This window comes from Nocardia sp. NPDC058633, from assembly GCF_042717045.1.
Lineage (GTDB): Bacteria > Actinomycetota > Actinomycetes > Mycobacteriales > Mycobacteriaceae > Nocardia.
In genome coordinates, this window is record NZ_JBHXRA010000004.1 from 17,011 (window position 1) to 29,475 (window position 12,465).

The following is a 12,465-nucleotide window of genomic DNA, read 5'->3' on the forward strand; positions in this document are numbered from 1 at the left end:
ACCCGCCCGGCGACGCCGTGTGCAGATACTAGGGGAGCTCACTGGAAAACCGTGCCCAGAGTGATCTGGGTTACATGGCCGGTGTGACCACAACGCAAACAAGTCAGGCCCCCTCGAAAGGGGGCCTGACTCGGTACGGTGGTGCGCGATACTGGGATTGAACCAGTGACCTCTTCCGTGTCAGGGAAGCGCTCTCCCGCTGAGCTAATCGCGCGAGGTGGAGACGGGAATCGAACCCGTGTGCACGGCTTTGCAGGCCGTTGCCTCACCACTCGGCCACTCCACCGTACAAAGGAGGATGGGGCTAGTGCCTTACCTACCTCTCGAGCGGATGACGAGATTCGAACTCGCGACCCTCACCTTGGCAAGGTGATGCGCTACCACTGCGCCACATCCGCATTTACTTCACACTTAGGGGAGCGGCTCGGCCTGTCGGCTCTGCTGCTCTCTGCGGTGCGATGAGAACATTAGCCGACGTTCGACGCAGACTACAAATCGCCTGGTTAACAGGCCAAAATACGAATTACACGCATGTCATCCACGCCCACTTGTCGAACCGCGAACCACTTCCTACATCATGAAACGTAGACATGCGCATCTATCTATGGACCTGACCAGGCTAGCCGGTTCGGAGTTTCGATCCCCCGTGCGCCCACCCGCGCGCAAGCGCGAGCGTCGACCGCGGTGAGCTCGTCTCCGAAACCACTCTTCACAAGCCGATTTGGTGTCATCCCGGCCCACCGTGCTAATGTTCCATCTCGTTCGAGCGGCTCAAAACCCGCCCGAACGCAGTGCTAGGTCCCATAGCTCAGCGGGAGAGCGTCCGCCTCACACGCGGAAGGTCGCTGGTTCGAAACCAGCTGGGACCACCATGAAAGTGCAGGTCAGAGCCTTTCTGGTGACGGCCTGCACTTTTCGTGCAATATACGTGCAATAGAGTTCAGTGTTCGGGAGTTGGACGCTGCCGGGCGGGGGTACCGGGTGTGCTCGACATTCTCCGCTGATGCGTGATGTCCGTCACAATCGCTATCGACTGCCCGCTCCTCGCGGTGCATCGATGCTGGGCAACTTCAGCCGACGAACTGGCGTAATCAGCGCGACCGAGTGACAAACTCCGTTGTGTCCCAACATATCCGGCGGATCGGCCACATCGCTGCGTTAATGTCTTCGATTGCGATCCGGATCTGCTCTCAGAACCTTCCGTTGTGCGTCGGCACCCCGACTCAACGTGCTGGCCGCGGGCCCTCCTGGGGTCTGCTGGCTTGAAACCAGCTGGGACCACCGGAAAGCGCAGGTCAGAGCCTTTTTGGTGATGACCGTGCAATATGCGTGCAATAGCGTCGGCGTTTAGACGCTGACGTGCGGGGCCCGGAGAGCGCTTGACGGCCCGGTGATGTGTGGTGCTCGTCACAATAGCTGCCGGCTGCCCGCTCCTGGTGGTGTGTCGATGGTGGGCAACTTCAGCCGACGAACGGCGCAGCTCAGCGCGAGTGAGTGACGAATTATATTGTGTCCCAATATATTTCGTCGGATCTGCCACATTGCTGCGTTGATGTCTTCGATTGCTATGCGGATCTGTTGTCGGAATCCTGCGTCAGGTGTCGGCGAGCTGCCTCGACGTGCTGGCCGCAAGCCGTCGTGGGCTCTGCTGGCTTGAAACCAGCTGGGACCATGTGTCATGGCTGGTTGGGCACGTCTTTCGTGTTGGCCAGCCGATTTCGTGCAATACGAGCAGGATCGTCGCCCGCGGACCGGCGGTCTCCAGGATTTGGTAGGCGATATGGAACCGCACGGTATGTGATTGCGGTCAAGCCAGCTTGGTGTCTGATCTGCGGTGTCGTCGAGCGGAGTGAGGTAGATCGAACGGGCCATCAGCACGCGGTGACATTCCGGCTCCCCAGGAGCGACGGCCACCGACCATTTCCCTGGTCGCCGCAACTAATTTTCCCGGAGAACTCTGCTCTAGCAGTCGTTTTTAAACCTATGTGTCCGATAGCTGAGTACCAAGATCTACCTTGCCGTCGACGGCCGTGGCCTACTGATGCGAGTGGTACTCACCCCCGTGCAAGCCGGTGACAACCCGAAGATCGCCTGCCGTTGCTCGACGGGATCAGCGGTGCCCGCACCGGACCCGGCAGGCCACGGACACGGCCGCAGGCCGTGCTGCAGGCAAAGCGTATGCACATCGATCGACCCGGCCATCGCTGCGCCGACGGCGAATCGGGTTCGTCAGCCAACGAGACGACCAGATCGCCCGCCCCCACCCTCGCGTAGCGTGAACAGGATGGCAGGGACACCCAAGTACACCGGGTCATCAGCGGAGGCCCGGCAGCTGGCGGTCGAATGTCGAGCTGAAGTGCCTGCACTGACCCGGCGGCTGATGTCGGCGATCTTCACCGATATTCCCGAGTGGACCGATTACTCGCCGGTGAGTCGGAACGACTTGCGCGCTGGATGTCGCAGCTATCTGGCCAGAGTGCTCGACCTGCTGGCCGGTGACGTGGTCGCGGCGGATCGTGATGATGTCGCCACCGCGATCGGTCGCACTCGCGCGGCCCAGGGCGTGCCTTTGGAAGTCATGTCGCGGACTTTCCGGCTCGGGGGCCAGGTTGTCTGGGAGGCACTCCTGGACCGGGCCGGCGAACTGACTTCTGCCGAGGTTCGGACAATCGGTGCAGCGATGTGGGCGGCGATCGACGGAATGTCGTCGGCGCTGGTCTCCTCTTATCGGAGCGCCGAACTGGAGCAGGTGCGGCGCGACGAGCGGCGTCGTCACGGGTTGATCGAAGAACTGCTTGTGGGCCGTGCGCACGACGCGAACGTCGCCGCGCGGGCGGCACGTGAGCTGAACCTGCCTACCCACGGTGGCTATGTGGCGGTCGCGGTGCGTGGCGAACGGCCGAACATCGAGCTGGGCACCGAGACGGCGTTGGCCGCATTGGGCATTCGTTCGGCATGGCACGATCGGGTCGACGTCATGGTCGGACTCGTTTCGTTGGAGCAGCGCGAGAGTTCGGTGGTGCTCGATCAGGTCAGGAAGATGATTCGGGGTCTGGCTGCGGCCTCGCCCGTCGTTGCCGGGCTGTCTCAGATCGGTACCGCGCATGCGCTGGCAGTCCTTGCGCTGGAGACCCTGCCCACCTCAGCGCGGGGCCTGGTTTCGCTGGAAGATCGTTTTCCGGAGGCGCTGCTACTGCGTTCCCCTGATGTGACCGAGTTGATGATCACTCGCACGCTCGGTCCGGTTCTCGAACTGCACTCCAAGGAACGCGAGATCCTGTTGTCCACACTGGCTATCTGGCTGGCGGAGAACTGCTCGGCGGCCCACGCCGCCCCGCGATTGCATTGCCATCGAAACACGGTGATCAATCGGTTGCAGCGGATCTCCTCTTTGTTGGGGCGACGGTTGGAGGGGCAGCGGTCCTACCTGGAGCTTTCGCTGGCCTTGGCGGCGTTGGAGATGGGCTCCAGCACCTCTGACTGAACGCCGATCACGGTTCCCGAATTGGGCTCTGCGCCCACTCTCAGGCCATGAAGTCTGGGCTGGCTGTCCGTTGATTGGGCAATCCTGGACCGTAAGACTCGACGAACAGCCCGCACTGCGACCGCGGATGGGGTTGATCCTTCGAGCTGAGGAGCACCACGAGTGCTGGAATTCGACCTACTGGTCATCGGTGGTGGACCGGGCGGATACGTGGCCGCCGTCCGGGCCGCGCAACGCGGCCTGCAGGTCTGCGTTGTGGAAAAGGAGCGCCCCGGCGGCGTGTGCCTGAACTGGGGCTGCATTCCCACCAAAGCGATGCTGCGCTCCGCGGAAGTATTCCACACCCTCACCACCGCGGCCGAATTCGGAGTCATCGCCGACAACGTGCGCTTCGACTTCGCCGCGGTGCGGCAACGTAGGGACGCCATCGTCAAAGAGCTGACCAACGGTGTCGGGGGCCTGCTGAAGGTCAACGGGGTCACGCTGATCGAGGGTCATGCCCGGTTCGTCGAGCCGACCGTAGTCGAGGTCCATGAGGTCGGCGCCTCACCGATCTTCGACGGCGGGCCCCGCTATGCCGCCGCCGCTGGTCCGGCGGTGCGCCAGGTGCGCGCGCGTGACGTGATCGTCGCGACCGGTTCGGTGCCCGCGGGGCTGCAGGTCCCGGGCGCGGGACTGCCCGGTGTCGTCACCTCTGATGGCGCGTTCGGGTTGACCGAGGTGCCGCGCCGGTTGGTGATCATCGGCGGCAGCGCGGTCGGTGCCGAATGGGCCAGCCTGTTCGCCACGTTCGGCAGCCAGGTCACGGTCGTCGAGATGCAAGACCGCCTGGTTCCGTTGGAGGACAAGGAGATCGGTGACGCACTCGGCCGATCGTTCCGCGAACGCGGCATCACCGTCCTCGCCGGCGCCACCGTCACGGCGATCACCGAGGGCGACCCGCTGCGAGTGACGGTCGGCGGTCCGGCGGCACAGGAACTCGACGCCGATGTCGTACTCGTCGGAGTCGGCCGACGCCCCAACACTGCGGAACTCGGTCTCGACGTGGCCGGAATCGCCACGGACGCACGTGGTTTCATCGACGTCGATGATCGACTGCGGACCGGGGTCGCGCACGTGTACGCCATCGGCGACGTGACCGGGCGGGCGTTGCTCGCCCACGTCGCCTCACACCAGGGCATCACCGCGGCCGAGGTGATCGCCGGGCACGACGCCCACATCGATTACTCGGTCATCCCGGCCGCGACGTTCACCCACCCAGAGATCGCGAGCGTCGGTCTCACCGAAGATGCCGCCCGCGCAGCCGGTCACGAGGTGATCACCGCCAAGTTCCCGTTCGCGGCACTCGGCCGGGCCAAGACCTTCGGCGAGACCGAGGGATTCGTCAAGATCATTGCCGGCCGAGTGCATCAGGAAGTGCTCGGCGTGCACATCATCGGTCCGTCCGCCAGCGATCTGATTGCCGAGGGCGCACTCGCGATGTCGCTGGAGGCCACGCTCGACGAGCTGGCCGACACCATCCACGCCCACCCCACACTCGGCGAAATCGGCATGGAGGCGGCCATGGCCGGTCTCGGACTGCCGGTACACATCGCGCCACGCAAGAAGCGTTGAGGAGCCCGACATGACCACGACCACCGCGCGGCGAAAGCCTGTCCGCAAGCCGGCGAAAACCGATTCAGCGCCTGCTGTCCTGTCAGGCCTCGAAGCCGCTGTCGCGGCGGAAGACCCGGAGACCCTGTGCGGGCTCTACCGCGACATGCTGTTCATCCGCCGCTTCGAGGAGCGCACCGCGCAGAGCTACCAGCAGGCCAAGATCGGCGGCTACTGCCACCTCAATCTCGGCGAAGAAGCCACCGTCGTCGGCCTCGGTGCCGCGATGCGCCCCACCGACTACCTGTTCACCAACTATCGCGAACACGGCTACGCGCTCGCCAAGGGCATCGAACCGGGGCGGGTGATGGCTGAGCTCTACGGTCGCTCGACTGGTACGTCCAAAGGCTGGGGCGGCTCGATGCACATGTACGACACCGCGACCCGGCTGCTCGGCGGCTACGCCATCGTCGGCGGACAGGTTCCCCTGGCGATCGGTGCGGCGCTGGCGATCGACTACCGCGACGGTGACGACGTCGTGGTGTGCCAGATGGGGGAGGGCACCACCAATATCGGCGCCTTCCACGAGTCGCTCAACATCGCGGCGCTGTGGCGACTGCCTGTGGTGTTCCTGGTGATCAACAACCAAACCGGCATGGGCACCACGGTCGAAAAGTCTTCTAGCGAACCCGACCTGTGGAAACGCGCCGCCGCCTATCGAATGCGTGGCGAAAGGGTCGACGGCACCGATGTGCTGGCTGTGCGCGACATGGCCAGCGAGCTCATCGAAGACGCTCGTCGCGACGGCAAACCCGCACTGCTCGAAGCGGTGAGCTACCGGCTCAAGGGTCACTCGGTGGTCGACCCGGCCAAGTACCGCAGCACCGAAACAGTGGCAACGGCTCGTGAGCACGATCCGATCGTGCTGTGGCAGCAGCGATTGCGCGACGCCGGGGTGCTGAACGACCAGGCGCTGGCCGATCTCGACCGCGAGGTGGCCGAGGGTGTCGCCGCCGCTGTCGAATTCGCCGACGCGAGCCCGCACCCGGAGCCGTCGAGCCTGTTCGACTACACCTACGCCACCCCCGTGCCCGGCGACTCCCGCCGTTTGCCCGCCGATCCGCTCTTCACCCACTGAGGACTCCACTGTGCCTGTCATGACCTATCGCGAAGCGCTGCGCGAAACCCTGCGCGAAGAGATGCGACGCAACGACGACGTCTTCTTGATCGGTGAGGAGATCGGCGTCTTCGAAGGCTCCTACAAGATCACCGCGGGTCTGCTCGAGGAGTTCGGCGAGAAACGGGTACGCGACACTCCTATCGCCGAGGAGGGTTTCGTCGGTGCGGCGATCGGTGCCGCGATGCTCGGTTTGCGCCCGGTCGTGGAGATCATGACGATCAACTTCTCGCTGCTGGCACTGGACCAGATCGTCAACCACGCCGCGAAGATCTACGGCATGTTCGGCGGTCAGACCAGCGTGCCCATCGTCATCCGGACGCCCGGTGGCGGCGGCCAGCAACTCGGGGCGACGCATTCGCAGAATATCGAGCTGTACTACGCGTTCGTGCCCGGCCTGAAAGTCGTGGCGCCGAGCACGCCCGCCGACGCGCGAGCACTGCTCGAGGCCGCGATCTCCGACGACGATCCGGTGCTGTTCCTGGAGAACCTGTCGCTCTACAACACCAAAGGTGAAGTGCCGGATGACCTTCCGCCAGCCCGAATCGGCAAAGCCGCGGTCACTCGGGAAGGCACGGACATCACCCTGATCGGCTACTCCCGCATGGCCACCGTCGCCACCCAGGTCGCCGAACAGCTTGCCGGTGAAGGAATTTCGGTCGAGGTGATCGACTTGCGGAGTCTGCGTCCGCTGGACCGAGACACCATTATCGCCTCCGTGCGCAAGACCGGCTGCGCGGTCATCGGTGAGGACGACTGGCTCACCTACGGTATCGGCGCGGAAATCGCGGCATCGATCTCCGACGGCGCGTTCGACTATCTCGACGCACCGGTTCGCCGCGTCGCGATGGCGGAAGTCCCGCTGCCATATGCCAAACCGCTGGAGAAGCTCGCCCTGCCGTCCTCGGAATCGCTCTACACCGCGGTGAAGGAAACCCTCGCCGCCGTCGGTAAGGACACACGCAATGCCTGACATCATCATGCCCCGTTTGTCGGACACCATGGAAGACGGCGTCGTCGCGGCTTGGCTCAAAAGCGTGGGCGACCAGATCACCCGTGGCGAGATCGTCGCCGAAATCGAGACCGACAAGGCCCTGATGGAACTCGAGGCCTATGACGACGGCGTCCTGGAAAAGATTCTCGCCGAGCCCGGCGCACGGGTACCGATCGGCGAGCCGATCGCAATCGTCGGGGATGGCACCGGCACGAGCGGACATTCCGCTGGACACTCCGCCATGGCGACCCCATCGAACGATGCGTCGTCAGACGAAGGATCGGCGGTCGTCGGTGCTGCGCCACAGTGTATTTCAGGCAGTGCTCCTGTTTCGACCCGGACCGATGTCGTCAAGTCTTCGCCGCTCGCTCGCAAGATCGCGCGCGAGTTGCGGGTCGACATGGACGCTGTTGTGGGGACCGGCCCGGGTGGGCGGGTGACCAAGCGCGACGTGGAGGCTGCCCACAACGCTGCCGCGCCCACTGCCGTCCCGGCCCCTGCTGACGTGAAAGCAGCTGCTGTGCAGGAGCTTCCGGCGTCAGGGCTGTTCGACGAGGTCGCGCTGAGCGTTGTTCAGCGCGTCTCCGCGGCCAGGCTCACCGAGAGCAAGCAGCAGGCTCCGCACTTCTACCTGACCAGTGCGATCGACGTGACCGAGTTGTTCGCCTTCCGTGCGCGGATCAACGCGGTGCAGGACGCGGCGGGTGACAGCAAGGTCAGTGTGAACGACTTGCTCGTCAAGGCGGTGGCTGTCGCCCTGCGCGTGGACAGCTCGGTCAACGTCAGTTATGCGGGGGACAAGCTGCTGCGGCACAAAGGTGTCCACATCGGCATCGCCGTCGCGACGCCGGCGGGGCTGCTCGTTCCGGTCATCCGTGACGCGGACCGCAAGCGTGTGTCCGAGATCGCCGTCGAGAGTCGTGTCCAGGCGGTCCGCGCCCGCGACCGCAAGCTTCGCGCGGAAGAGATGACGGGGGGCACCTTCACGGTCTCCAACCTCGGGATGTTCGGCATCGAGCAATTCACCGCGGTCATCAACGCACCGGAGTCCGCCATCCTCGCAGTCGGGGCGGCCGCCGACGAATTGCGCCTCGAGAACGACGAAGTGGTTGCCCGCAAGATCCTTCGGGTGACCCTGTCGGCAGACCATCGAGCCATAGACGGCGCGGTCGCGGCGCAGTTCATGGCGACCCTCGCGGCACTGATCGAAAACCCACTGCGGATCGTCACCTGACTGCCGCAGTCAATCCACGGACTCTCCGCGATCCCGCGTCGCGACGCCGCTCCTGCCTCGAGAGGTTAACGATGCCAACAAGTTCGAGAGCGATCGCACCGAGTGGTGTGCGAGTCGACAGCAGCGCCGAGGTCGACTCGACACGCTGGTACCTGCGCCAGATCGGCCGTGTGGCATTGCTGACCGCCGAGCAAGAAGTGGATCTGGCGATCCGGGTGGAAGCCGGGTTGATCGCTGCCGCGAAGTTGCAGGAGATTTCAGACGGCGTGGAGCGTCGCAGTGCCGGCCGGCGACGAGACCTGATGTGGATCGCCCGAGACGGTCGCAAGGCCAAAGCTCACCTACTCGAGGCGAACTTACGGCTGGTTGTTTCGATCGCCAAGAAGTACAGCGGGCGTGGCCTCGACTTCCTCGACCTTGTGCAGGAAGGAAACCTCGGTCTCGTCCGTGCGATCGAGAAGTTCGACTACAAGAAGGGCTTCAAGCTCTCGACGTACGCGACGTGGTGGATACGCCAGGCCATCAGCCGTGCGATTGCCGACCAAGCTCGCATGATCCGCATCCCGGTGCACGGAGTAGAAGCGATCAACCGCGTCGGTAGCGTGCAACGCGCTCTTGTCGTGGAACTGGGTCGCGCGCCGACGGCACAAGAAGTCGCTGCGGTGATGGGTATCGAGTCTGCCAAAGTCGACGAACTCCGGAGATTGGCGGTCGAGCCGATCTCGTTGGACCAATCCGTCGGTGACGACGGCGACGCGCGTCTGGGCGATCTGGTGGAGGACTCCGAAGGTGTTGTCGCGGTCGAGGCCGCGTCGTTCGCTCTCATGCGGCGGCAGGTGATGTCGATACTTGATTCTCTGACCGAGCGAGAGGCCGCCGTCATCAGAATGCGATTCGGGCTGAACGACGGTAATGCGCGAACTCTGCACGAGGTCGGGCACGTGTTCGGTCTGACGGGTGAACGGATTCGGCAGATCGAGGCGAAGACGATGTCGAAACTGTGTCATCCGGCACGTTCGTATCCGCTGCTCGGTTACCTCGACTGAACTCTTCGGTGAAGTCCTGTGCTGCAGGACGTTGTTACCGGAACTCGGGACACATACGGAGATTTGTCCATCGGGTGTGCGCACCGTCGCCGCATCTCTTTCGAGAACCGACGACTTCTATGATCACGCTGAACGACCTTGACCCCCGAACCCCATTCATGGGGCAACTCGCCGAAGAAGGGGGTCAGCCGGTGATGATTGTCAATACGTTTGTCGCGCCACCCGACGGCGTCGATGCGATGATCGATGTGTGGCGCAGGGATTCGGACGTAATGAAGGCGCACTCCGGGTTTGTTTCCGCGCAACTCTATCGGGGTACCGGTGGGAGTCGAGTGCTGACGAATGTCGCGGTGTGGGAATCGGCGGAACACCTCCGACATGCCTTCGGTAGTAAGGAATTCCAGCAGCTTCTTCCGGAATATCCGAGTGGGTCCGCCTCGTATCCGCAGCTGGTTCGGCCGGTTGCCGTGTCGGGAGTCTGTGCGGGTGCGCCGTGGGGGTATTCGTTCGATGCGGCGACCGAATTCGCTGCCGCCGGTGAGCCGACGATCGATTTCTTCGAACTCTGTGCGGAAGCAACGTTCGAATCGCAACTCGAGGCAACCACGGGGCCGTTCACGCTGCTCGATATCGTTGTCACCCCGGAAGACGGCGTTGACACCGCCATCGCCGCGTGGCGCGAGACCACGCAGTTCATGCGCCAGCGCGCTGGGCTGCTCCGTGCCGACCTCTACCGCGGCACCCGCGACAGCACTGTGTTGATCAATCTGGCGGTGTGGGAGTCTGCCGCCGCTCTGCTCGAGGCGGTGCAGGATCCTGGGTTCGCCGAGGTGACAGGTGGCTATCCGGCGGGGTGCACCTGCACTCGCCAGGCGATGAAACCTGTGGCCGTAGCCGGAGTCTGCGTGTCCTGACATCTGTGATGGGCGGCCAACGGGGCACATCGGTCGCGTGCCGAGTTGGCCGCCCTTCGGATGCGTCGAATGTCAACGCGCGCGGCGCATTACCGCGTTGTAATCCTGCGAGCCGGTGATCTCGCGTCCGTCTTCGCTGAATTCGAGGAGAACGCGCCACAGCATGCGGACCTGATGATCGGCCCACAGCGCTTTGGTCGGTGTGATGCGGTAAAAGACCTGTTGGCCCTGGTCGGGCAGTTGATGTTGTTGTACATCGACGTGTCGGCGAGCCAGGGGAACTGGGCGAAGCTCAATCGCACGGCATGCTGGATCTCGTCGGCATCGGTCACCAATGTCGCGTGGCCCTGCATTTGCACCGAGCGGGTCAGGCGGCGCCCCGCGTACCTGTCGTCGGGCAAGTCGTTCACGACGTAGCTGACATTCGGATCGGCCTGCAAGGAGGCGTGCTTATTGTTGTATTGAAAGGTGTGAATGTAGGCGATGAGCCCGTCACCGGCGATGTGCATGGCCGCGGCCGAGGGGAATCCGTCGGTGTCGATCGTGGCCAGGGTGGTGAGCTCCTCCGTGCGCAGCAGCTCGGCGATCGAGTCCCGGATCTGTTCGAGGGTCGGTCCGGCTTTCATACGACGAGAACTCCCGCCGCGTCGGGACAGGACAGCCGGCCCCCGTGGTCGAATTCGTGCAACGCAATCATCCAGGTCTCCTCTTCGATGGGCTGACTGATGCGCCTATCGTAGAAATCACTTCCTGGATATCGGTACGTAGTTCCTGATATTCAGGAGTCGCGAAGTTCGAGCTGGCGTGAGATCTCTGCAGCCGCGCTCTTCACCGCGGTCTCCACATCGCGCAGCCGACTGCGGGGGACCCGGGGGGCGAGGGCGGCGACGCTGACAGCGGCGCAGACCGAACCCGCGGCATTTCGTACCGGTCCGGCCACGCCGAGGATGTGGGGGTCGAGTTCGCCCTGCGACACCGCGATTCCGGCTTTGCGGATACGAGACAACCGCGTGCGCAGCGCAACGGGATCGGTGAGGGTCTTGGGGGTGAACCGTTCGAGCGGGGCATGTTCCAGTATCGAGGTGACCTCGTCGGGGTCGGCCCAGGCCAGTAGGACTTCGGCTGCCGCGCCCGCGTTGATCGGCAGCACCTGGCCGCGCTCGTAGGACAGCCGAACAGCGTGCTTGGCTTCGACGAGATCGAGGCAGACCACCGAGCGGCCGGAGCGGCGGGTCAGCAGCACCGTTTCGTCGACGTGCGCGGCCAGCGTTCGCATCACCGGCAGGGCGGCCTCGGAAAGTCCGAGGCCGACACGGGCGAGGCGCGCGAGTTGAAATATCCGGGGCCCCAGTCGAAATCCGCCCGGAGTCTCCTCGATGAACCCGTTGCTGGACAGGCTCTGCAGGTATCGGTAGCCGGTCGAGCGGGCGACACCGAGCCCGGCGGCGACCTCGGTGCCGGTCCACACCGGCTTGTCGGCGGAGAACAACAGCAGGATGTCGAGGGCGCGATCGGCTGTGGAGTTGCGTTCCCGGTAGGTGCTCGGCGCGGCGTTCCGTTCGGTCATACGCACACGCTAATCACCAGCTGAGGTCCTGTAAAGCAGGATGCATGTGCTGTTATATAGGATTCTGTGCGCCGAGCACTTCGGCCAGCGCGCGCAGATCCGGCAGGGCCGCCGCGATGCGGGCCCGGGACTGCTCGCTCAGCGTCGCCAACGCGTCGGAAACTCCGGCGTCGAGGCGGTCGGCGAGTTCTGTGCTCGCGGCGCGCATCTTGGCGGTGGGATGGAGTTGGATCACCCGGCCGTCGGTCGGGTCGGCGCGCCGGTCGAGAAATCCGTCCTTGGTCAGGTGCGAGACCAGCGTGCTGACATTGTTGGGCTGCATGCGCAGCGCCTCGGCGATCTCGCGGACGGTGATGCCTGGGCGGCTGTCGACGAGTTTGAGGACCTCCACCTGGGCTAACGGTCGTGGATTCTCGCCACGGGGCGTTCCCTGGCTCTGTCGGAGCGCTCGATGCA

General features: G+C 64.2%; 10 protein-coding genes and 4 tRNA genes. 8 read left to right on the top strand and 6 right to left on the bottom strand.

Features of this window, described 5'->3' with window-relative positions; translation table 11 throughout:
* Positions 1-139: 139 nt before the first annotated feature.
* The 3 genes from ACFWUR_RS05945 to ACFWUR_RS05955 all read right to left on the bottom strand — a co-directional run bounded on the left by ACFWUR_RS05945 (position 140) and on the right by ACFWUR_RS05955 (position 398).
* Positions 140-214: transfer RNA gene (locus ACFWUR_RS05945), tRNA-Val, on the bottom strand.
* Position 215: 1 nt separating this feature from the next.
* Positions 216-286 (bottom strand) — tRNA-Cys (locus ACFWUR_RS05950).
* 40 nt (positions 287-326) lie between these two features.
* A tRNA-Gly gene (locus tag ACFWUR_RS05955) sits at positions 327-398 on the bottom strand.
* Positions 399-797: 399 nt separating this feature from the next.
* Here ACFWUR_RS05955 and ACFWUR_RS05960 point away from each other — a divergent pair.
* From ACFWUR_RS05960 to ACFWUR_RS05995, 8 genes are all read left to right on the top strand, one after another.
* Positions 798-872: transfer RNA gene (locus ACFWUR_RS05960), tRNA-Val, on the top strand.
* A gap of 1,484 nt (positions 873-2,356) precedes the next feature.
* Positions 2,357-3,484, top strand: a complete 1,128-nt coding sequence (locus ACFWUR_RS05965) for a PucR family transcriptional regulator (RefSeq protein WP_378902578.1) — start codon at positions 2,357-2,359, stop codon at positions 3,482-3,484.
* A 162-nt stretch (positions 3,485-3,646) separates the two neighbouring features.
* Positions 3,647-5,098, top strand: coding sequence for a dihydrolipoyl dehydrogenase (lpdA, locus tag ACFWUR_RS05970; RefSeq protein WP_378902581.1), 1,452 nt, complete (start codon positions 3,647-3,649; stop codon positions 5,096-5,098).
* Between the two features lie 10 nt (positions 5,099-5,108).
* Positions 5,109-6,215: a pyruvate dehydrogenase (acetyl-transferring) E1 component subunit alpha gene (gene pdhA / locus ACFWUR_RS05975; RefSeq protein ID WP_378902584.1), complete on the top strand. Its 1,107-nt coding sequence runs from the start codon at positions 5,109-5,111 to the stop codon at positions 6,213-6,215.
* Between the two features lie 19 nt (positions 6,216-6,234).
* Positions 6,235-7,227 carry an alpha-ketoacid dehydrogenase subunit beta gene (locus tag ACFWUR_RS05980; RefSeq protein WP_378902587.1) on the top strand — a complete coding sequence of 331 codons (993 nt, stop codon included), beginning with the start codon at positions 6,235-6,237 and terminating at the stop codon, positions 7,225-7,227.
* The gene (locus ACFWUR_RS05985) at positions 7,220-8,482 is read left to right on the top strand and encodes a dihydrolipoamide acetyltransferase family protein (protein WP_378902590.1); all 1,263 of its coding nucleotides are present in this window, start codon (positions 7,220-7,222) and stop codon (positions 8,480-8,482) included. Before ACFWUR_RS05980 ends, ACFWUR_RS05985 begins: the two co-directional genes overlap by 8 nt.
* A gap of 71 nt (positions 8,483-8,553) precedes the next feature.
* Positions 8,554-9,528, top strand: coding sequence for an RNA polymerase sigma factor (locus ACFWUR_RS05990; protein WP_378902593.1), 975 nt, complete (start codon positions 8,554-8,556; stop codon positions 9,526-9,528).
* Between the two features lie 119 nt (positions 9,529-9,647).
* On the top strand, positions 9,648-10,442 hold the full coding sequence (locus tag ACFWUR_RS05995) for an antibiotic biosynthesis monooxygenase (protein ID WP_378902596.1): 795 nt from the start codon (positions 9,648-9,650) through the stop codon (positions 10,440-10,442).
* Positions 10,443-10,531: 89 nt separating this feature from the next.
* On the opposite strand, the gene ACFWUR_RS06000 is transcribed toward ACFWUR_RS05995, so the two are convergent.
* The 3 genes from ACFWUR_RS06000 to ACFWUR_RS06010 form a co-directional block, all read right to left on the bottom strand.
* On the bottom strand, positions 10,532-11,068 hold the full coding sequence (locus tag ACFWUR_RS06000) for a pyridoxamine 5'-phosphate oxidase family protein (protein ID WP_378902599.1): 537 nt from the start codon (positions 11,066-11,068) through the stop codon (positions 10,532-10,534).
* A 152-nt stretch (positions 11,069-11,220) separates the two neighbouring features.
* Entirely contained in the window at positions 11,221-12,009 is a 789-nt protein-coding gene (locus ACFWUR_RS06005; protein WP_378902602.1) for an IclR family transcriptional regulator, read from the bottom strand.
* Positions 12,010-12,061: 52 nt separating this feature from the next.
* Positions 12,062-12,400 (bottom strand): MarR family winged helix-turn-helix transcriptional regulator, encoded by a 339-nt coding sequence (locus ACFWUR_RS06010; protein WP_378902605.1) that lies wholly within the window; start codon positions 12,398-12,400, stop codon positions 12,062-12,064.
* Between the last annotated feature and the right edge of the window lie 65 nt (positions 12,401-12,465).